Here is a 22,092-nt window from a genome sequence, read left to right on the forward strand (position 1 = left end):
AACTGCACGACCTCCGATCAAGCAGGCCATGCAGCAGGTGGATATTTTGTCCATAAATTGAGTTTTGTCAGAAACTAACCGCCACAACTTTGGTTAAATCTAGGTGTTGTCGCGGTTCTCTTTGTCCACCAACAATCGAATTTGCATGAAATTCCGATTCCAAACTCCACTCATTGGCTTTCTTGTCATCTTCCTGGCAAGCGTCACCGCGTCGGCAGCTAAACCGGACCAGGCTAGTCGGCCGCTGAGTGAACGTTTCGCTGGCAAACAGCCGGACGCCAACCACGACGAAGTCCCTCACTTTCAAAAGCACGTCATACCGCTGCTTGGAAAACTCGGGTGTAACGGTCGGGCATGCCACGGATCGTTCCAGGGGCGTGGCGGGTTCCAGTTGTCACTTTTTGGCTACGACTTTTCAGCCGACCATTTGGCGTTACTGGATGAAGACAGTGGACGCGTCGATGTCCAGGACGTCGAGGAGAGTTTGATCCTGAGCAAACCGACCGATGCGGACATGCACGAAGGAGGCAAACGGTTTGACCGAGATAGCTGGCAATATCGAGTGCTGGAAAAATGGATCAGCAAGGGAGCGATCGGCCCGAAAAAAACACCGACCAAGCTGGTCAAACTAAGCGTCACGCCCGCCGAGATCCGTTTTGATTCTGACAAGCAATCTGTTTCGCTAAACGCGGTCGCTCATTGGCAAGACGGCACCATCGAAGACGTGACCGAGCTTTGCCGATTCAGTTCCAACGATGATTCAATCGCAGCGATCGATGAAGATGGAAACTTACAGTCGGGTGAAGTTGGTGATACGCATGTCGTCGTCTACTACGACAACGCTGTCGTTCCGATTCCAGTCATCCGGCCAACCAAATCATTACCAACTGGGCAAGAACCGCTGAACGTTAGTCAGTCCACGTCGAATCATCCCATTGATCAATTGGTTGCGGACAAGCTTTCAAAACTCGGCATCGAACCCTCGCGATCTTGCACCGACAGTGAATTCATTCGCCGGGTTTCGCTGGACATGACCGGCATCCTGCCAACGTCGGATGCGGTTCGTGAGTTCTTGGATGACTCGTCGCCCGACAAACGAGAAGTCCTGATTGAAAGCTTGCTGCAATCGCCCGGCTATGCGGCTTGGTGGGCGACTCGTCTTTCGGACTGGACGGGTAATAGCGATGAACAGCTTAACAATGTTTTGCCCGTTCGCGGTGTTGCAACCAAGCTGTGGTATGCATGGCTCAAAAAACGACTCGACGACAACGTTCCCTACGACGAACTTGTCGAAGGAATCGTTAGCGCTGAAAGTCGCGAAGAGGGGGAAGACTATCGACAGTTCTGTGAAAACATGACGCAAGCTTGCCAGCCCGGTGGTGAAGACTTGTTTGCCGAGCGCAGCGGATTGCCGTTGTATTGGTCACGAAGGAATTTCAAGAAACCGGAAGAACGTGCGATCGGTTTTGCCTACACGTTTTTGGGAGTTCGCATCGAATGCGCACAGTGTCACAAGCACCCGTTTGATCGATGGTCCAAAAATGACTTTGATGAATTCGCCAAGCTCTTTACGCCGATTAAAGCCAACGCGAAGGGCGGCAAAGCAATCCAAGAAATACGCAACGAAATGATCGCTAAGATCACCAAGGGCAACAAAGTCGAAAAAGGAAACTTACGAAGAGCGATCTACAAGGCTGCGAGAGAGGGAGAAGTCGTTCCGTTTGATGAATTGTTGGTCAACACCAGCGCCGCGGCCAACAACGCCGCCAAGGCACGCCGCATCGCCAAGAAGAAGGGACGCAAGCCTGGCAATGTGAAAGTCGCCAGCGGAACGATCCTGGGCGAAGAAGAACCAACAACATTAGACAAAGATCCGCGAGTCGATTTAATGCAGTGGTTGCGGTCACCAGAAAATCCGTACTTTGCCAAAGCGATTGTCAACCGTGTCTGGAGCAACTACTTCGGGATCGGCATTGTTGATCCATCGGACGACATGAACTTGGCGAATCCGCCAAGCAATGCGCCTCTGTTGGATTACTTGGCAAGCGAATTTGTCGCCAATGATTTTGATTTGCATTGGTTGCATCGCACGATCACCACCAGTGACACCTACCAACGCAGTGCCGCTGCCAACGTGACCAACGCCAGCGATCGCAAAAACTTTTCCAGGCACATTCCACGTCGCTTGCCAGCCGAGGTTGTTTACGACTGCGTCGTGCTGGCGACGGGATCAGACGCGTCCGCTGAAAAACTTCGCAGCGACTTGGATGACATGGCGATCGCCGATGGAAAGGCAAAGCTGCGTAACCGCCAAGACTTTGCGTTGGAAGTCTTTGGTCAATCCGAACGAGAATCCAATTGTGATTGTGATCGCAGTGATGACCCAAGCTTGCTGCAATCAATTTACTTGCGCAACGATGTCGATATGTACAAGCGTTTGTCGGACAAAAACGGCTGGGTGAACCAAGCGTGCAAAACGCTTGGCGTACCTGGCCCCACGGGGAATGGCAACGCGAAAAAGCAAGCAATCCAGCGCAACCTAGCGGCCGCTCAGCAACAGTTTCTAAAGCGTTTGGATCGGTTCAAACACCAAAGCCGGAATGCAAAACAACGAAAGCAGATTAGAAAAGGGTTGAACAAAGGACATCAAAATCTGGTCCGTCGTATGAAACCGCATGGATATGAAATCCCCGATCTCGATGACCTGATCAAGAACCCAGAAATCTGGAAACCGATTGACGCTGACGAGTCTTCCAAATCAACCGCTGCGATCGCAGCGTCGCTTGATTCGCTGATCGAAGAAGCCTACCTACGAACACTAAGCCGGTTTCCCGAGCCGGAAGAAACCGAGATTGGAATCGCCTACATCAAAGAATCCAAGACACCGGCCGCAGGCCTGGAATCATTGCTGTGGGCCTTGGTCAACACCAAAGAATTCATCATCAGCCACTAAAACTAAAACTAAAACTTAAACTTAAACCTAAACCTCCTTCAAATCATGCATCGTACTTGTGACGGAATCCATCGCCGCGACATGCTTCGTGCCGGCGTTTTATCATTGGGCGGATTATCGCTTAGCGGCTATTTGAAGATGGCCGATGCTGGGCAAGTAGCGCCCGGTCGTGCCACGCGGGCAATCTTCATTGAATTGCCGGGCGGACCGTCGCACCTCGATTCGTTTGATCCAAAACCAAACGCGCCCGACGATATCCGCGGATCATTCAAAACGATCAATACCAACGTTCCCGGAATTCAAGTCTCCGAACACTTGCCAAAGTTGGCGCGAGTGATGGACAAGTTTGTGATCCTGCGCGGGGTCAGCCACACGTTGGCAGCGCACCGGTTGGGGCAAGAGTACGTCAACACGGGCAGCAAGCCGATTCCGGCGCTTGAATATCCCAGCTACGGTTCGGTGCTGGCCAAGGAACAACCAGGCCGTCCTGAAATCCCGACTCAAGTCGCGATCCCACGTGGCAGCCAAGGCCCAGGCTTTCTTGGCATTCGTTACGCGGCACTGGAAACCAATTCGACGCCAGCGTTTGGGAAACCGTATTCGGTTCGCGGCATTTCGTTGCCAAGCGGTATCGGTGTTGAAGAAGTTCGTCGTCGCCAAACGTTGCTGGAAAAACTGGACCGTCGTTTCAGTAAGCTGGAACAAAACAGTCAACTGCTGGATGGCCTGGATCGCTTTGGTCAACAAGCCTATTCGATGATCACGTCACCGGATGCGCGCAAGGCGTTCGACATCAGCCAAGAACCGGATAGCTTTGCATCGCAGTTTGGCGAGAGCGGTTTTGGACAAAGCTGTTTACTCGCTCTTCGTCTGGTCGAATCCGGCGTGCGAATGGTCAGCGTGCAATTGGGCGGTTGGGACACGCATCAAGATAATTTCACCAAGCTAAAAACCGACAACTTGCCGAAGCTGGACGAAGGACTTAGCGGATTGCTGACTGGACTAGATCAACGTGGACTGCTGGAATCGACCGCCGTTTACGTCACCGGTGAATTCGGTCGCACTCCTAAAATCAACAGTCGCAGCGCCGAAGGTGGTCGCGATCACTATCCACGATGCATGTTCATGCTGATGGCGGGCGGCGGCGTTCGTGGCGGCCAGGTCATTGGCGAAAGTGACGATACCGCGTCCGGGCCTCGACACGATGCGATCAAACCCGACGACGTTGCGGCAAGCTTCTACCACAACCTGGGGATCGATCCGTCGCTGGAATTCGACAGTAACACCGGACGCCCCATTACTTTGGTACGCGATGGCACGGTGATCGATCAGCTATTCTCGTGATATAACTCCCGATTCGAAAACGCAGTGCGTCATCCCGAATCGGTTCAAGAGAATGCAATTCACTAAACCTAACAGCCTAGCAATCTATTGCGTCGTCTGTGCCTTTCTCGCACAAACGCAAACTTCTGCTCAGAACTTCCGCGTGATTCCCGACAAATGCAAGGATGTTGAGATATCACAGCGGGACGATGTCTTGGAAATTAAGACGATCGGCAAAGATCCGTTCTTGGTCGGCGACTTGGTTGGCGTCGGGGCCAATGACTCGGTGTTGGAAATGGAAGTCTTTGCGGCCGATGGTGTTCGTGGTTTCGAGGTTTACCTGGGGCCGCCGTTTTCAAAGCAAGCACGCAGTCAGTTGCCGCCCATTCCAGAGTCGGAAACTTGGACTACTTACCAGAGTGAAATCGATCCGGAGGTGATCAAGAAGTTGCGGAAGCCTCCCGAGAAGATGCGTCTTGATTTGGGAAAACAGGAAGGCGTGCGGTTGCAGATTCGTGCCGTTCGACTGCGTCCGCTGTCGGCGGCGGATCGAAAAGCAAGACTGGAAGCTCTGCGTATCGAAAAAGAACGAGAAAGCCGAGCAACAAAAATCAGCCGATACCTAAAACTGCGTTACCGAGACCGAATCGAAACCGTTGTTGTTTCTGACGACAAGATTCTGCTGGCCGGAAAGACGCTGTCTTCCAAGGTTGACGAATCAGAGATTCAAATCATGGAGTGTCCTGCTTGGACCGACGTTACCGACGATCCATCCGCATTCCCTGTCAATGCAACCTTGAAGCTTGGGGCTAAAACTTGGAACGCAACCATCCCTCGCTATGACGGTAAACGCGATCGATTGCACAGCAGTTGGCGGCTTTCATTCCAGGATCGTTTTCTTACGGCGCGTCGTTTCCCAACGACCATTCAAACCAAAGGCAAAAACCATGTGAAGGAACGCCCCGTGCCCTTCAATCAGAAAGGGCTCGGTGGGATCGATCGCGCGAGCCCGATGGAGGAACTGCCTGAACTGGGAATCTCGGCGATCACCGTCAACATTCTTTTGAGTGCCTTCTTGGTCGATAAGCCAGGACCGGGACGTGAAGTGATTCCTCTCGAATCGCCCAGTGGTTTTGGATCGTTCGACGGCGAAAACTCGTCAGACGACATTGGGCCAGTCTATTTCAATCCAGCGGCGTTTCGGCCACTCGATGCGACGATGATGTTTGCACGAAAACACAAGATCATCGTTTCTGGCATCCTGTTGGTTCCTGCCAACAACAAGCAATCCGCTGCATCGATGTTGATCCATCCAGACAACGACGGCGGCGTCTATTCGATGCCCAACTTGACCAATGCTCGTTCAGCGGAAGCCTATGCTTATGTTTTGAATCGACTTGCACGCCGCTACAGCAACCCATCGAAGCCGCCTGGTGGCATCACCAATTGGATCGTTCAGAATGAAGTGGATCACCATCATCAGTGGACCAACATGGGCAAGCAGCCGCGTGCCTTGGTCACGGAGGCCTACTATCGATCGATGCGGATGATCTACAACGCGACCCGGCAATACAATCCCCATGCTCGCGTCTTCGCATCGCTGACGCATAGCTGGATGGTCGACGAAGCCGTGGGCAAAGGGACTCGGTTGTCGCCTCGCGAAGTGCTGATCACGCTTCAGCGCTACTCGCTCGTAGAAGGCGATTTTGATTGGGGCGTCGCGTATCACCCTTATCCTCAAAGCCTGTTTGCCGCGACCGCTTGGAACGACACCAAGGTGACCGATGGATTGGATACGCCTTTCATTACGATTCAAAATATCGAAGTACTTGAAAAATTTTTGGCTCATCGTTTGATGTTGAACGCCGCCAGGCAACCTCGCCCGATCCTGCTTAGCGAGCAAGGATTCCACACCGATTCGTACGACACAGAAGCTCAGGCGAATCAAGCAGGTTCGCTTGCCTACGCGATGCGAAAGATCGCAAAGATGCCGACGGTGGAATCATTTCACTATCATCGTTGGATCGACCACCCCAAGGAAGGCGGACTCAAAATGGGCCTGCGAACGCTACCAACCCCGGGAAACCCTCACGGCGAAAAGAAACAATCCTGGTACGTCTATCAAGCGATCGCCACGCCCGATGAAAAACAAGCCACGGAAAACCTTCCTGGCCCCAGCGAGTGAGTAACCGGTTCTTCCCAGAATCTAACTGCTGACTTGCGTCTTCAGTTTTGCGAAATTCACGGGCCACCAACATTATTTCCCCAATCACCATAGTGCCACTTCATGACTGTTCAACTGATCGTGACTCATCCGGGCGGAGCCCACAAAGACGATTTCCTTGCTTGCAGTGTGCTCGCGCATTTGCATGGGGTTCCAATCAGTCGGCGCGAGCCAACCGATGACGACTTGGCCAATCCGTCGATCTGCGTCGTTGATGTCGGCGGCGTTCACGATCCGGAACTCAACAACTTTGACCATCACCAATTCCCTCGCGATGCGCCGCCGCTTTGTGCATTGTCGCTCGTACTGCAGAGCCTAGAACTCTACGAAGATGCATTGTCGTTCTGTGCCTGGCTTCGTCCGGCGGAATGGCTCGACACGCTCGGTCCCAACGAAGCCGCCAAGTTGATGGGGATTCCGCGTGAAGCTTTGAGTGCGCTCAATTCGCCGGTCGATATGACCATGCTGAACCGATTCGCAAACCATTCCGAATTGAATCTGGAAAACCCGATCCACCAAATCATGGGCATGATCGGTGAAGACATCGTCAACTATTTGCGAACTCTGCGAACGCGACTCGACTACCTGAAACAACATGGTCAGTACTGGACGATCGAAACCGATGGCGAACCAATTCAGGCTTTGTTTTTGGAAAAGAGTGACACGATATCAGATGATCCAGCGTTTGGTATTTATGCGTTCATCGAAAGCGAAGGAAAAGAAAACGAAGTGCAAGCGATGGTGTATCCCGATCGGCGAAGTGACGGCTACGGATTATCGCGTTACGACGACAATCAACGTCTAGACTTTTCGCGAATCGAATCACAGGACGATGTGCATTTCGCTCACAAACGCGGCTTTGTCGCAAAGGTCTCGGCAACGGATCCCATTCGTCTGAAAGAGCTGTTGGAACTTGCGATTGTTGAACCGAGTCTTTGAATTGGCAATAAAGTTGTTGAGTTCGATGCTGGTTAGCGACTATAAAAAGTCGACTCCTAGATTTCAATTCAAAGTAATGAGCCAGAACTATGCCGACTCGAAGAACATTTCTAGCCACCACGGCGGCGACCGCATTGGCTCGCTCGGCGTTTGCAGGCGATGCGTCGGCCGAGTCTGAATCGAATTCTATCTGCGTCTTTACGAAGCCGTTTCAATCGTTGACCTTCGACGAACTGGCGCAACAAACCGCTGCGGTTGGCTTTGGCGGCATCGAAGCTCCCATTCGGCCGGGCGGGCACATTGAACCAGAAGCGGTTCCTGACAAGCTTCCGGAACTGGTGGAATCACTTCGCAAACAAAACCTGAAGTTGACCGTCCTGACGTCCAACATCAACGATGCCTCGGATCCGATCACTGAATCTGTTTTGAGCACAACGGCCAGTCTCGGCATTCGGTACTATCGCATGCAGTATTTTAAATACGACGAGGGAAAGTCGATCACCAAGCAGATCGACCAGTGGAATCGTCGCATGAAAGACCTGGCGGCGCTCAACAAGCAACTAGGAATTACCGGCGTCTACCAGAATCACGCGGGACGCAATTACTTTGGAGCTGCGATCTGGGATTTGCATCGAGGTCTCGACGGCATTGATCCCAACGACATTGGAGTCGCCTACGATATCCGCCACGCTGCGGTCGAAGCCGGAATGAGCTGGCCGATCAACTTTCAATTAATTCGCGACCACGTTCAGGTTGTCTACGTCAAGGATTTCACATGGGGCGAGTCGGGGCTGACCAATGTCCCGCTGGGTCAAGGCGAAGTTGATCCGAACTTTTTCAGCATGTTAAAAAAAGCCAATTTCCGCGGTCCGATTTCTTTGCACCAGGAATACATTGACCACCGAAATCCTAAATTGGTGCCACAGCACTGGGCCGCGATCAAGTCCGATTTCCAGACACTCAAATTTTGGTTGTAGAAAGAAATAACCACGGCAAGCGTCGGAGCACATCCAGTACTGCTTTATTTTCAAAACCTCACATTAGCTTTCATCAACCCATGTCAAACCGAACAACACGCCGCAGTCTGATCAAGCAAACCGCAACAGCAGCGGGACTCGTATTCTGCCACGGTGCTTCGCCATCACGATTGTTTGCTGCCCCCAGCCCCAACGAAAAACTCAACATCGCCTGCATTGGTGTCGGCGGTCGAGGTGTGGCCAATGTGAATGGAGTGCAGAGCCAAAACATTATTGCAATGGTGGACGTTGACGAGAATCGAGCGGCCCCGACGCTGAAGAAGTTCCCCAATCCTCGGCGATTTACTGACTATCGGAAAATGTTTGACACGCTGGGCAATCAACTTGATGCCGTCGTGATTAGCACACCCGATCATTCGCACTTCCATCCCGCATCGATTGCGATGCAAATGGGATTGCATGTTTACCTTGAAAAACCCCTGGCACACACGGTTGCTGAAACTCGGACGCTGACCAATCTGGCCCGCGAAAAAGGGATCGCAACCCAGCTCGGCGCTCAGCGTCACGCGATACCCAACATGCATCGCGTTGTTGAACACATTCAGGCGGGTGCAATCGGCAAGGTGAGCGAGGTTCACAGTTGGATCAATGGCAATCGCGGGATGCCTTCGATCCCTCTGGACAGTCCACCGGTTCCAAGCGGATTGGATTACGATCTGTGGATTGGTCCCGCGAAAAGTCGCCCCTACCATCCATCGTTTTGTCCTTACGGTTGGCGTTTTTGGTGGGATTTTGGAACGGGCGAAACGGGAAATTGGGGATGCCACGTCCTGGACATTCCCTATTGGGCTTTGGGGCTAAAACATCCATCACGAGTGGACGCAGTCGGTCCTGCGGTCGATGACCAACGCACGCCGACTTCGATGCATGTGACCTTTCAGTTTGCTGAGTCAAACCAAAACTCAGAGATCGTTTTGCATTGGCGTCACGGATCTCCTGACGAATTGCTTCGCCAGCACCGAATCGATGGCGAAGGAATGAATACGGTGTTCATCGGCAGCGAAGGCATTCTGGCCTGCGGCTTCGATACGCTGAAACTCTACCCCGAAGAAAAATACGCCGACTTCCGTGCCCCCAGCCCGACGATCCCGGACTCGCCCGGCTTCTATCAGGAATGGATCGCAGCCTGCCGAGGAGACGATGCCGCGACGTGCCACTTCGACTATTCGGGACCGCTGTCCGAAACCGTGTTACTGGGCAACGTTGCTTACCGAGCCGGTGGATTCGACTGGGATGCCGATGGACTAAAAACGGGCACCAACGCTGAAGCACAAAGCCTGATCCAAACGGCCTACCGCAAAGGCTGGGAAGTAGTTTGACGCTTCGCGGGTAGCAAAGAAATCGCGCCGTTCCGTTTCGCCAAGCTAGTAAACCGACCGGCCTCGCCGAGCAGAGGTCGTGCAGATAAATGCAAACAGTCGTTGATCGCTCCGCGATCAGAACGTTCGTGAATCGTCCCGGCAGGACGAAAGCCAACGCCGTGAAGGGTTTCTAAATTGTTTAACCGCGTGGGCATCGCCCCGCGCGTTGTGCTGGCCCAAACGCGCGGGGCGATGCCCACGCGGCTAAACGATCTAACACGTTTTTTCCGGGACCAAAACTCTTCACGGCGCTCGGGTGGGATCGCTTGAAAAATCGCAGCCTCATTGTCAGCTCGTAATATTTCGGGCAATTGACGATAGTAATTCCGTTGCCGTTTTCTTGCTTGCCCCCTGCGAATTGTAGATCTGCGAATTTTAGATCTGTGACTTGTAGATCTGCGACTTGTAGATCTGCTGGAGATCACGAACGGGTTCCATCATACGAGCTGCCTGTTCCACCACCGGATCGTCCTCGCCGAGTGAATGGGTCATCACCTTAAACGTCGCTTCGGCCGAATCAAAGTCTTCTTTGGCAATCGCCAGTCGGATTTGAACTGTGAAGAGAGAGCGTGCTTCGGTGAAATGAAGTCGCGATCGCTTCATCAGTGGTGCCAGCATTTCGATTGCTGCACTCAGATTTTTATCGGCGACGTGACGCTGTGCCAATTCCGTCGTCGCAAACAAGTAGTCGGGATCTTTTTGATGAAGCTTTTCAAGCCATTGCCTTGCTTCGGCTTCAAACTCTTCCCCAAGCAGCCATGTTCGAGCCATCACCCAGTTAAATCTTTTAGGGATGTTATCGGGATCCGCGTTGACCAGCTTGTCGTGCAATTGGACCGCAAGTTCATAATCGCCATCGTATGCTGCTTGACATGCCCGTTCATTGATTTCTTGTATCTCCGGCGAATCATCGGTGATCGTTTGTTCTTCATGAATTTCCACACCGCCGATGTACACTCCCTCCCATTTCCTGCGGCTAAAAAATCGATGCGGTCCACGGTCGATTCGCCCACATTCACGGAGATAACACAACGCGTCTAACCGCGAACTATCTGATCCACGCTCACCCAACGCGAACTGCAAAAGAGGCTCAATCAACGCATCATCATCGAACTGTACCGATGCCTTGATGGCGATTTCGCGAGCAAGCGGGTCGCCGCGATCCAACAAGGCAGGAATGATGGGCTTGAGATAGTCTCGCAGTTTTTCGATGTTTTTTCCTGACCGCGATTTGCTTGAAAAATCACTAGTCAATGCCTTTGGCAACCAATGTTGCGCTGCCACAGCAAACGGCGCGTGCCCCACCTTTTCGTCCAAGTCGTTTAGGTTCTCTTTCGCCATGGAATACCCAGGAACCGCTGCAAGACTTTGACGCCAATGCTTTCTCGCTAGCCGTTTGTCGCCTTGGCGACAATATGCGTAGGCGACGTAGTGCAGCACCATTGCCTTGGCGGTCGAATCCGCCAGCGAATCACAATCAATGTTTTGGTGCAACGTCAGGATATCTTCATCACGTCCGACCATTGCAAGCGTTTCAAAAAGCATGGTTATCGGATCAGTGTCGCTGGGCGGATCAGCCATCAGTTCGTCAAGTATTTGATTGGATTGATCGTGGTCACCGCGAATCATTAACCAACGGGCCAGGATTGATCGCGTGAACGCATTGCCGGGATGTGCTTGAAGTGTTTTGGTGCTGACGTCGATCGCTTCATCGAGTTGACCGCGAAAAAACAATGCCATCGATCGGTTGTTCCATGGCGACGTAAATTCGGGGACTTGTTCGTTTAAGCATTCACAAAGCTTGTGACATTGATCGTATTCTCCGTCGCCCAACAGTCCGATGCACTCTTCATGCTTGGCGTACATTGCCAGATCATCCGGGTAGCTCATCGCCACCTTGCTGAGTCGCTGTTTGGCTTCGGTTTCGAGTTTTCCAAGCAGGTGGCCTACTTTCGACTTCGCAGGATACGAATCTGGAAGTTTGGCGAATTGCAGAAGAGCCAAGCAAGCTCGCTCGCAGATCACTGACTGGATTCCGTAGAAGTATTGGGCTTGCATATCGGTCGGCGAAACTCTGGCCCAACGTCTCGCTTCAACCCAGGCAGATTCAGAGTCATCAATGCGTTGATACAGCGAGACCAAACACTGAGCAACCTCGGGAAATTCGCGATCGCTTGGCGTCAATTGTTTTGCGATTTCGATCGCTTCGTCAAAATCATGCTCATCAATTAATTCGATAATACGATCGACCCGACGGCTGACACCACGCGGCATCTTGCCCTGTGTGGCAATCGTTGACTGACCGCCTGTCCTTCGCCGCCGGTCCAGTTTTCTTCGTCGAGCGATTGCCGAATTTTTGTTTCCACGAGCCATGATGACGTCCTTGATTGTTTTGGAACGGAAAAAGTCCAATGAAACCGAACGCATAACTTATCAATCACTAGCAATTTTGCACCCACGTTTTCGATGCTTTTCGCTGACAATCAGTTCTCGTGCATTGTCTCGTTTGCGGAACGGCTAAACCACAACGCCGCAAAGAGATTTTTCCCGAAAAACACGTGCTAGTTCGTTTAGCCGCGTGGGCATCGCCCCGCGCGTTCGGGCCGGCACAACGCGCGGGGCGATGCCTGGGGTGATGAAAATGTGTCGTTGTCAACTTGTCACGAACCTTGAAAGTAGGCCGTAGCGAGCCATAGCGAGTTACGGCGTTGCGCAAATTGCCGTAACTCGCTATGCTCGCTACGGCCTACATACTGGCGATCAGGGAAATGTGCCGTTGCCACAATGCTTCGCAGCACTGCAGTTTGCCCAATTTGCTGCGATGCAACGATTTCCATCAGGCCAAGCGATGCCCACGCGGTTAAACGGTTCAGACGTTGGCTAAACCAGGTGATGACGCGATGGCGTAGAGGTCGTCCGCTTCAAGGACATGCACGTCGCCATCTAAGCGAGTACCGTTTTTATTGGCTTCCAAATCGAGTAAGCAACTTCGATCGAGCCGGGAAAACACGTGTTATGTTAGCGCATAAAAGAAGGGCCATGGTGAAGCCCTCCCTGCCTCACCATGGCCCATCAAATGCGGAACGAAGGCACCGTTCGTTCCACCCTCCCAATCCATGGTACTAGTAGCATCGGCCAGCGATTGACAATCGCTGAAACTCTTTTGCTAACTGCACCACATTTTCTTAAAAATGATACCTGATTGGTCTTGCGAGGGCCGAACCTGGGTTAGTGACAAAACCCGCTGTCGCAGCCGGAATCGCAACTGTCGCAATCGTTACAAGCTTGTCGTGGAGGCAAAACCTCGCCACAGCTTCCGCCACAAAGACCGCTCAAACAACTGCGTTTCTTTTTCGTTCCGCAATCACAGGTGCCGTTGGCGTGTTTGTGGTCAGCACTGCATTCCCGTGTGTAGCCGTCCCAGACGTTGGTGTTACAGCGGTCGCTGCGGAAGTACTGACGTAGCGTTGACGCGGGCAGATTCACAGCAGTCCGTGGCGGGCAAACCTTTTGCTCGACGTGCTTGTGTTTCTTTCCTAGCCCCAACCCACATCCTTTACCGCAACCACTCCCACAACCACTGCTGCAACCACAAGGTGCGTCGATGATTTCACCGCAACCGGGCCCGCAGCAGGATTTGCATCCCAGCTTGGGTAACCGAATCGGCCTTCGGGGCATAGGCATGGCGTCGCAAGCGTCGCACGATCCACCATCACAACTGGAACCAGCGTGATGATGCCCGCCGAGCAAGTGCCCCACTGAACTTGCTGCGACCTGGCCTGACCTTGCTGTCATCTGCCCAAGTGCCGACCTGGCTGACATCGACGAATTACCTGGGACCCTATCACGGTTGACAACCCGATCACGGTTGACGATAGGTGCCTGCAAGGTTGCAGCGCCAGCACTGTACGCCTGGTGACCCGATGGAACTGGACGAAGAGCCGCAGCAGAATGGTGATTCGCAATGCCGAGAGGCTGTGCATTGGTGGTTCGTTTGGAGAAGTTCAGCTCAGACAGAAGGGAGCGAAAATCGTTTGCACATGACTCCGTGAAACTGATCACCGAGAAGGCCACAGTGAGGACAATAGCGACGGCAAGATTGAAGTGGTTCATAGCAAGGTCATCCTTGAATAGGGGAACGGTGTGGTTCATCAATCAAGACCCGCTGCCAAACTCACTGTTCCATGTTTTTGTAAAGGTGTTTCGATACGGTTCAAGGAGCTTCGGGAACCAAGTTTTTGGTTTAACGTGTGCTCTTGAATCGCCACCAAACAGCTCGCCAAATCACCGATGACCAAGTGCATGAATTGCACTTGATCATCTGGTGTTTAAGCGGCAACCAGTGAGTCGGTGATCGCTTGGTGAATCCCCGTGATAATCCGAGGCGGGCGGTTGAAGGCCAAGCCTGGGTTTTGGGTGGCGGGTTTCGCCTTGCGATCGTGATCGTTGACCAACAAAGAATTGCCGCGCCCGTCAAGGGCTGCAAATGATTTCGAGCAAAACAAGCTCGGATGTGAAGAAATGCAAATGCTTAATGAGAACGAACAGCAGACACTTCTTAACTAGACAGCTTTCGCCAACCACTAAACTCGACGCAACGAGAGCAATGCATGATCGCGTCCGAGTTCAAACATCATCCACCACGCTAAGCATCGCTTGCCGCACTGTTTCTTGACGCTCTGGATCGATTAGCTTGGATCCATCTTGTTCGCTAACGTAGAAAACGTCCGCCACTTGATCGATGTGCGTGTCAATCTTGGCGAACGACAGATTCAATTTCTGTTGAGACATCGCCAGCGCGATCCGAGATAGCAAACCAACTCGGTTGTAGGCAAAAAACGAGATGATGGTGTAACGATCAATCGACTCGTTATCAAAGACGACTTTCTTTGGCAAAACATTCACGCTATCCGGTTCCGACAACTCCTTGGGACTCCAAGTCTTTGGCGGTTTCGGCATCGGTTGCTGAGTTGAATCAATCAAGTCGCGAACACGATTGCTGACCGCATCGATGGTCCTCGCATCGAGTTCAGGTTCCTGATCGCTCAATCCCACCTTGGAATCGACCACCCAGAAATAATCCCAGGCGAAGTCACCGACAGTTTCAATCTGAGCTCTTTGAATGTCGAAACCGTTTGCTGCGAGTGCTGCCGTTGCGCGAGCAAAGGTTCCCATCGTCAAATAGTCCTCGCGACGAATGACAACAAAACGCAATGCTTGAACCGCGTTATCGTATCCCGCCATGCAAATGGTTCGACGATCGTCATCCCAATCAAATGCTCCCACCGCCATGATTTCGGCTGCCAATGAATCAGCCTCGCAGCGACTAAGCAACGACAATGGCATGTCCGAAAGCAACTCTCTGGCCTGGGGCAAAAGTTCTGCGCTGCAATGCTTGATAAGTTGCTCATCGACTCGGTTGCGAGTTCGGTCAATTTCTGGATCGTCGGGACTTCCCGGTAAGTCGCCCGAATCAAAGTACCGTCGCGTTCGGCGATACAGGTCTTCGATCAAATTCAATTTCCACTGCGTCGCGACACCAGGTCCAACGGCGGTAAGATCACAGTAAGTGTGAACGACCAACATTTCCAACCGCCTGATGGAGCCTACTTCGGCGGCGAACGACAAAACGATCTGCGGATCGCTCAAGTCATGCCGAAAGGCAACCACGTTGACGATCAAATGCTTCAGCACCAACCAGCGCAGCATTTCGGAATCACTGGAGCTAAGATTCAACCGATTGGCGACCTTTTCAGCAATTCGTTCGCCGACGATGCAGTGATCTTCTTCGTAGCCCTTGCCGATGTCATGCACCAGCAAGGCCAAATGAAGCAGTCGCTTATCCTCGATTCGCCGATAGCGCCGGCCCATGCCTGATTCTAAATCGTCCTGCAAATCGGTTGCCGCTTCGACAGCTAGAAAGCTGTGCGCGTCGACGGTGTACTTGTGATAGGCATTGAATTGCAACAGCCCTCGCATCCGCTCGAATTCAGGAATCAGTTGTTCAATAATTCGCAGTTCATGCAGACGCCGAAGCAGATCCGCCAGACGACCTGGGCGGCTCAACAACGACAGGAACGATTCGATGGAACGTTCGTCCGGCGGCGACGGTTCGCGTTCTCGCATCGCATTACGGATCGCCTGCCACGTTCGGTGCGAAATTCGACGGGTGTGTTGATTGGCAAGACTCATCAAACCCAGCACATCGGGTAAGCTGTTGGAAAATTCCTTCAGTGCGTCTTGCCGAACCCAAATGCTGGTTGGGCCCATTCGAATGTTGTCGCTCATCTTCCTGGATAGCGCCGACTCCGTCAGCCTAGCCGGCAGCGAGCGGCTTCTGGCATCGTCAACAAAGTAGGCTGAACTGTAACGGACGTTACGTGTGTTATCGAAATAGTCCTGCATGAACTGCTCAACCGGCAGCACACCATCGTCGCCCTGGTAACCCCATGCTTTGGCGATGTCCATCTGCGTTGGGCGATCAAGCACGTCCTGACTCTTGCCGCTGCGAAAATGCAATTCATGCCGAACCCGCAACATGAATCCATAGGCTCTTCGCATCAGCCGAAAGTCCTCTTCGGGTAGGGCCCCCAGTTTCAGCAGGCGTTCCAAATCGGTCTCGCCAAACCGAGCGAACCCGATCCAGCGAATCAATTGAATGTCTCGCAAAGCACCGCTGGACCTTTTAACATTGGGGCGGAGCATATAGTTTGTCTCGCCCCATTTGCTTCGTTCTTCGCGTCTCGCTTCGACGATGTTTTTGATCAGACGATTGCTACGTCGTTTTGCACCGAGGCGATACGAATCAAAAAACTTGCGGTAAAGCTGCAAACCGCCAGCCAAGAACCGCGACTCGGTCAACGACGAAAAAACCACCGCATCAGTCCACGACAATGAACAAGCTTCGGCGGGCGAACGAATCGATAGACCAGGATCAATTCCACAGTCTGATAAATCACGCGTCAGGTTGCCGGCAATTTTGGCCGCCAAGTCGGCTGAACCGCGCGTCGATAACAGCATCAAGTCGGCGTCAGAATACGGGGCAAGATCGCGACGCCCGAAACCACCGTGAGCGACCAGTGCCAATCCGCTTAGCCGATCGTCGTCGCCGTGCTGGGCGATCGCTTGGTGCCAGATTTCCAAGACAACATCATCATAGAGATCCGCCAGCAGGGTTGAGACTTGCATCCCTGGGCTGCCCAACCGGTGTTGGGCGTAGGCCTTTTCGCGGCCCGCCTCCAGCATTTCACGACATCGGTTGATAAATGGCCGCATGCTGGCTCAAAGGCGAGTCGAAGACTCAGATAAGTGAGAACTCAGATGAGTGAGAACCCAGATGAGTGAGAACTCAGATAAGGAACGAGCGGGAAATTAGTGTCGCCTTTCGCTCCGCGAAAGTAGCGAATCCGCTGCTTTCGCGGAGCGAAAGGCGACTATAAAAAGTCGCACGTTCCTAAGCGAGGACTCGTAGCCTCGTCCACTACGGATCAACTGCGACCAACGTCACTACAGCGCTTCTTCGCCTCGTTCGCCGGTACGAATCCGAATCGCATCTTCTAGGTTGGTTACAAAAATCTTTCCGTCACCGATTTGACCGGTTTGCGCGGTTTGCAAAACCGTGTCGATGACCGTTTGAAGATTCTCATCCGTGCAGGTAACTTCGATTTTGACCTTGGGAACAAAATCGATGGCGTACTCAGTTCCGCGATAGATTTCGGTGTGCCCTTTTTGGCGACCGAATCCGCGAACTTCGCTGACCGTCATCCCGTGGATGCCCTGGTCGGTGAGTGCATTTTTGACGTCCTCCAACTTGAAGTGGCGGACGATGGCTTCAACTTTTTTCACGGTGACTAACCTCAGGCGATTCAGGTGGCAGTAAGCGATGATTTGTCGCACCACTAATGATTAGTCGGCATTGTACACCGGGCCAACGCAATGCCCAGCGGGCTAGCGGGCATTGTCCAGCCAAACATTGTCCAGCCAAAATCACGTGCCGGACTGCTTCAAAACGCGGCCGATCGCGACCAATTCGGGCCAATCGAGCCGGTGATCGAGCCGGTGATCGAGCCAGTGTACGAACAAAACCGCGTCCTTAGGCCGGACTGACCCATTTGACCTCCTCAATCCCGGCTTCGTGATTGACGACCCGAGTGAGAACGAAAAGTAGGTCGCTGAGCCGGTTTAAATAGATGATCAGTTCCTCCGAAACCTGCGTCTCGTGATGGCGAACCAGCGTCACCACTCGCCGCTCGGCACGCCGGCAGATCGATCGAGCAAGATGCAGAGCCGTGCATCCGGGGTGTCCGGCGGGCAAAATGAAATGCTTCAACTCGGGCACCGTCTTTTCATGCTGATCAATCCAAATTTCCAACTGTTCGATGTGCGATTGAGAAATGATTCGCATCTGTTTGGCGTCAGGATCAGGCGTCGCCAATTCGGCTCCGATTGAAAACAGAGCATGTTGGATCGTGTCGAGCTGACCATCGATGGCTTCAGATAATCCCGCCGACCGAGCCATTCCGATTGCCGCGTTCAATTCATCAACAGTCCCATAGGACTCGATTCGGTCATCATCTTTGGACACTCGCGGTCCCCCAAACAATCCTGTGCTACCAGTATCCCCAGTACGTGTATAGATTTTCATCACTTAAAAGTTGACCCGATCGTGCGTGTTAAAAAAAGTGGATTTGATGCCCGAGTCGTCTGAAAAGCCGAAGAAACCGACAAAGCCTCTGCAAGTTGTCCGTGCCGCGGGCGTCTTGTTGTATTGCAACGTCAACATAAACGATTTGGGAAAATTTTTCCTGCTGATGCGGCATTCCAACCGCTGGGATCTTCCAAAGGGACACTGCGACGGCGACGAATCCTTTCTTGAAACCGCTATCCGAGAAATGGAAGAGGAAACAGGAATCTCTCGCGAAAAAGTCACCTGGGATCCCGACTTTCAATTCGATCTTCGCTACCGAGTCACCTATCGCCGGCATGGCGATCAAGTGTTCGACAAGCATGTTCGTTACTTTCTAGGCAAGGTTCCTAAAAAGATGAAGATCAGTGTCACCGAGCATGATTCGTTTGAGTGGTTACCCTGGGATCCTCCGCACCAAATTCAAGCCGAAACGATCGACCCATTGTTGGCGGCCGTCGCTATGCACTGGAACAAATAAAGCCGGTCAATTTGCAACACAGGCTGGAAGCCTATGCCACTTGATTAGTACTGGTTGATCAGTACTGGTTGATCAGTACTGGGCTTTCAGGACGTTGACCTGCATTCGGCTGACGGCTTCCAAGAAAGGAATAAAAGCGCGGTACTCGCTTTTGTCGGCGAACGTTGCTGTGGACAGTGTGATTCGATCCGGCGGAGCGATGCCACCGGCTTCGACATCGAGTGGCACCCATTGGTTATCAACGTAGGCCAGTGTCCACGGGTGGTAAATCATTCGTGCTGGTGGTTCCGGTTCCTCAGGATCATCCGATGGTGGCTGGTCAGATGGCTGATACTTGATTCCCAAGGCGACTCGCGATGGAATCCCTTTGGCGCGTAGCATCGCGCACAAAAAGATGGACCGGCCCAGTTCATTGGCAGAACTTAGTTTTGCCACATCGCTGGCTTTGACCAATCCAATCTTCGTTGGATCTTTTTGGATCAACGACTGAACGGTTCGCGTCATCTCGATCGCGATTTCTTCTTTGCTTAACGATTTTGATGCGCCCGCGGCATCGGCAAAGCGGCGTACGGTACGGTCGCGATAATCGATGTACCCGCTTGGTGCCGTATCAAACTTCGATGGCGTCATGTCGGACGTCTCAAACCCGCGACGTTCTGGTTCTTGCTGGCGACTGACAAGAACCTGAAAACGATTGGCGCTGACTTTACGAATTGTTTGCCGTGGTGCCGCAATGATGTCCAGCAAATAGTCGCGATCTTCTTCGGGTGTTCGTTCGATCAAACCTGGCAACGGACTAACTTCATATCCAATCCGCTTTGCCTTGGCCGGCTGATCAATTTTGCCTTTTACCGGCAACCATAACGGCTGTTCGATCGACTGCGGAAGATTGGTCGCGGTCATTTTGTCAGTGCGGTAAGACACCAAGTCGATGCCGGGCGTGTAGGTGCGTCTGACGTTTCCCGAGGGGTCGATCCAAAGAGTCGAATAGGTTGTTTCACCTTCACTCTTTTCAACTTCGTAATTGATCTCGATCAGACGCATCGATTCGCCATCAAGCATTGGCACGTAGGCATCGCCGCTGCACTTTAGCCTGGCAATCGCGACGTCGTAGTAGCCCGATAGCAACACTTTCATTGATCGCATTTCGCCCTTGTTGATCAAGGGGCGATTTCTTAGCGATTGCTCGATCGCGATCAGACCACGATTGGTCTTGTCCCAGGGGATGGTTTTGGTGGTGCGTTTGCTGCCGCGAAGTGTTTCCACCTGCAACAAACTTCCTTCGCCATTCAAACCTGACAGGATCCCGTTGTGCCGGGTGACGACTGGACCAACCTGCAGCGAACTATCAAAGTTGATTAGGCGTCCTTTATTCGTCTCTTTGCTGGTTTGACGAAGTCGCTGCAGTGTCCTTGCTTGCCCTTGATTGATGAATAGGACATTGTCCATTTCGTAAACGATATCGTCACGGTCACTGTCTTGATCGACTTCGCAACTGATGTGGTTGTAACCGACGTGGCGATCGCCAACGTAGTAGGCGTCCCAGGTATCCCAGCCGACATCGATTCGGCCACCGGCTAGTTCCAACGATTCGCCGCCAGTTCCATCCTCGGACGCATCATTGTAAACCGTTTTTGGTTTATCGGATTTCTTTGCCAAAGGAGGACGCTGGGGGATATCGCAGCCGGTACTTCCGATGCCCAGCACGGTCATGGCAAACGCGGTCATCATTGCCAGCGACGGATTCGGACGCCATCGCCAGCTCGATGCAAAGACCGACCAGCTCGAACGAAAAACCGAGCTTCGCGGGTTAGATCGAACTGTGAAAAACATACGATTTCAAAGTAAAAAAGTGTAAGGAAAAGGCGATGCGTTGCCAGAGAAGCCCAGATGTGCGTTGTTAAAGCAACCAAGCCCTCATCACGATCACCAGCGATTTGCGGACGTCTATCTTATCGCCCCAGCATGCACCACGCACCGGGCGACTGTACAGAGTGACAAATTGCAGGCCGTGATCCTAGCAGGTTGTCGATTGCAACACCTGATTCCATTGTGCCGTTTCTGAACGGTTCTAACGATTGTGCCGCCGATTTAGTTTGGGAAAAGTGTTCAGGAAGACACTTCCGGGGTGCTCATCGCCACAACTGACCTAGCTTTGGGTGTCAGTTCAGCTTCATGAGCATGTTGTCCTGGCCCAACTTTTAAATGCACTCCCTTACTTGCTAGCAGACTGCGAAAGTCAGTTTTCTTACAGGCCGAAATTAAATCATGGGTTTTCTAAAACGTATCCTCCGAAACGGACCGAGCGACGAAACATCGCTCCGAAGCGTTCCCGAAGGTAGCTTCGAATCACTAACCGACGAAGAACTGCAAGCCCACATGGGCATTCGGTCCTACGGCGTGTTCGAGCTTTCAGACGCAATCCGGCCATCGTACGATCTTCAAATCGTACCCAAGCAAGGATTTCGTCATGATCAATATGTTGATGACGCCAGCGGAACCAAGACGCCCGTTGTCATGGCATCGGCGACTCGCAATTCGCTGATGGATCTGTTTTTGGAATTGATCGAACCACTCGGACAAGTCGTCGATGTGGTGCTTGAAACCAGCCATCAAGCTGGCGAAGGTCACGCGGACTTGTACCGCGAACACATTGACATGCCAGTGCTGAAAAGCACGCTGCTTGAATTCGAAGACTTGCTGATCAACGATGGTTGCACAGGCATCGCCGTGATCAACCCAGCGAAGCGTCAAGAAGTCCAACTGGACGAACACAAGCTGTTGATCGCCTACGGAGAACCGCTCAAACCGTTCGAGCAAATCCTGATCGAAGGCGACGTCTATCCCGATCAAGATTTACGTTTCATCACCGAAGCGGAACACGTCCACAGCAGCAGCGAACGCCTGCAAGAACAATTCGAGATTTTGAAAACTCGATTGGGCATGGACAGCGAAGGCGAAGCCGCCGGCGCTTGGTAATCCTTGGCTGCAGTATTCCTTCGCATGAAAGCGTTGGCATGAACGCGTTGGCATGAACGCGTTGAAGGCTCGTTGATTTAGTGAGCCGTGATCGCGTAAGCGGCCGGGCATT

Annotated in this window: 13 protein-coding genes; 8 read left to right on the forward strand and 5 right to left on the reverse strand. The window is 52.5% G+C overall.

The genetic code is table 11. The features are described 5' to 3' along the window. Positions 1-145: 145 nt before the first annotated feature. The 6 genes from RC85_RS10900 (at position 146) to RC85_RS10925 (ending at position 9,795) form a co-directional block, all read left to right on the forward strand. Complete coding sequence (locus tag RC85_RS10900) at positions 146-2,953, forward strand: DUF1549 and DUF1553 domain-containing protein (protein ID WP_068262365.1); 2,808 nt, start codon at positions 146-148, stop codon at positions 2,951-2,953. 45 nt (positions 2,954-2,998) lie between these two features. After that, complete coding sequence (locus tag RC85_RS10905) at positions 2,999-4,297, forward strand: DUF1501 domain-containing protein (RefSeq protein WP_068262366.1); 1,299 nt, start codon at positions 2,999-3,001, stop codon at positions 4,295-4,297. 52 nt (positions 4,298-4,349) lie between these two features. Continuing rightward, a complete protein-coding gene (locus RC85_RS10910) occupies positions 4,350-6,461 on the forward strand; it encodes a DUF5722 domain-containing protein (protein WP_068262367.1) in 2,112 nt (703 codons plus the stop codon). A 102-nt stretch (positions 6,462-6,563) separates the two neighbouring features. Next, positions 6,564-7,439: an MYG1 family protein gene (locus tag RC85_RS10915; RefSeq protein WP_068262368.1), complete on the forward strand. Its 876-nt coding sequence runs from the start codon at positions 6,564-6,566 to the stop codon at positions 7,437-7,439. An 89-nt stretch (positions 7,440-7,528) separates the two neighbouring features. Continuing rightward, the gene (locus RC85_RS10920; RefSeq protein WP_068262370.1) at positions 7,529-8,416 is read left to right on the forward strand and encodes a sugar phosphate isomerase/epimerase family protein; all 888 of its coding nucleotides are present in this window, start codon (positions 7,529-7,531) and stop codon (positions 8,414-8,416) included. A gap of 80 nt (positions 8,417-8,496) precedes the next feature. Further along, positions 8,497-9,795: a Gfo/Idh/MocA family protein gene (locus RC85_RS10925; RefSeq protein WP_068262372.1), complete on the forward strand. Its 1,299-nt coding sequence runs from the start codon at positions 8,497-8,499 to the stop codon at positions 9,793-9,795. Between the two features lie 417 nt (positions 9,796-10,212). Here the strand turns inward: RC85_RS10925 and RC85_RS10930 are convergent, their stop codons facing one another. The 4 genes from RC85_RS10930 to RC85_RS10950 all read right to left on the reverse strand — a co-directional run bounded on the left by RC85_RS10930 (position 10,213) and on the right by RC85_RS10950 (position 18,481). Continuing rightward, a complete protein-coding gene (locus RC85_RS10930) occupies positions 10,213-12,210 on the reverse strand; it encodes a tetratricopeptide repeat protein (protein ID WP_149752827.1) in 1,998 nt (665 codons plus the stop codon). 2,253 nt (positions 12,211-14,463) lie between these two features. Beyond that, positions 14,464-17,112 (reverse strand): [protein-PII] uridylyltransferase family protein, encoded by a 2,649-nt coding sequence (locus tag RC85_RS10940; protein WP_068262375.1) that lies wholly within the window; start codon positions 17,110-17,112, stop codon positions 14,464-14,466. Between the two features lie 231 nt (positions 17,113-17,343). Then, positions 17,344-17,682, reverse strand: a complete 339-nt coding sequence (locus tag RC85_RS10945; RefSeq protein WP_068262378.1) for a P-II family nitrogen regulator — start codon at positions 17,680-17,682, stop codon at positions 17,344-17,346. Between the two features lie 247 nt (positions 17,683-17,929). Further along, entirely contained in the window at positions 17,930-18,481 is a 552-nt protein-coding gene (locus RC85_RS10950) for a cob(I)yrinic acid a,c-diamide adenosyltransferase (protein WP_068262382.1), read from the reverse strand. A 25-nt stretch (positions 18,482-18,506) separates the two neighbouring features. On the opposite strand from RC85_RS10950, the gene RC85_RS10955 reads away from it, so the two are divergent. Continuing rightward, entirely contained in the window at positions 18,507-19,001 is a 495-nt protein-coding gene (locus RC85_RS10955) for a bis(5'-nucleosyl)-tetraphosphatase (RefSeq protein ID WP_235033328.1), read from the forward strand. 72 nt (positions 19,002-19,073) lie between these two features. Here the strand turns inward: RC85_RS10955 and RC85_RS10960 are convergent, their stop codons facing one another. Further along, positions 19,074-20,834 (reverse strand): transglutaminase-like domain-containing protein, encoded by a 1,761-nt coding sequence (locus tag RC85_RS10960; protein ID WP_084422562.1) that lies wholly within the window; start codon positions 20,832-20,834, stop codon positions 19,074-19,076. A gap of 435 nt (positions 20,835-21,269) precedes the next feature. Here RC85_RS10960 and RC85_RS10965 point away from each other — a divergent pair, with 435 nt between their 5' ends. Then, the gene (locus RC85_RS10965; RefSeq protein WP_068262384.1) at positions 21,270-21,980 is read left to right on the forward strand and encodes a hypothetical protein; all 711 of its coding nucleotides are present in this window, start codon (positions 21,270-21,272) and stop codon (positions 21,978-21,980) included. Positions 21,981-22,092 lie beyond the last annotated feature (112 nt).

It is taken from the genome of Rubripirellula obstinata (genome assembly GCF_001642955.1).
In the GTDB taxonomy this organism is placed as follows: Bacteria; Planctomycetota; Planctomycetia; order Pirellulales; family Pirellulaceae; genus Rubripirellula; species Rubripirellula obstinata.

Bases quoted from the DNA above. Each gene is read 5' to 3' on its own strand.
- RC85_RS10930 (WP_149752827.1), bottom strand. From the start codon at position 12,210: ATGGCTCGTGGAAACAAAAATTCGGCAATCGCTCGACGAAGAAAACTG.
- RC85_RS10950 (WP_068262382.1), bottom strand. From the start codon at position 18,481: ATGAAAATCTATACACGTACTGGGGATACTGGTAGCACAGGATTGTTT.
- RC85_RS10910 (WP_068262367.1), top strand. From the start codon at position 4,350: ATGCAATTCACTAAACCTAACAGCCTAGCAATCTATTGCGTCGTCTGT.
- RC85_RS10965 (WP_068262384.1), top strand. From the start codon at position 21,270: ATGGGTTTTCTAAAACGTATCCTCCGAAACGGACCGAGCGACGAAACA.
- RC85_RS10925 (WP_068262372.1), top strand. From the start codon at position 8,497: ATGTCAAACCGAACAACACGCCGCAGTCTGATCAAGCAAACCGCAACA.
- RC85_RS10920 (WP_068262370.1), top strand. From the start codon at position 7,529: ATGCCGACTCGAAGAACATTTCTAGCCACCACGGCGGCGACCGCATTG.
- RC85_RS10940 (WP_068262375.1), bottom strand. From the start codon at position 17,112: ATGCGGCCATTTATCAACCGATGTCGTGAAATGCTGGAGGCGGGCCGC.
- RC85_RS10960 (WP_084422562.1), bottom strand. From the start codon at position 20,834: ATGTTTTTCACAGTTCGATCTAACCCGCGAAGCTCGGTTTTTCGTTCG.
- RC85_RS10900 (WP_068262365.1), top strand. From the start codon at position 146: ATGAAATTCCGATTCCAAACTCCACTCATTGGCTTTCTTGTCATCTTC.
- RC85_RS10915 (WP_068262368.1), top strand. From the start codon at position 6,564: ATGACTGTTCAACTGATCGTGACTCATCCGGGCGGAGCCCACAAAGAC.
- RC85_RS10905 (WP_068262366.1), top strand. From the start codon at position 2,999: ATGCATCGTACTTGTGACGGAATCCATCGCCGCGACATGCTTCGTGCC.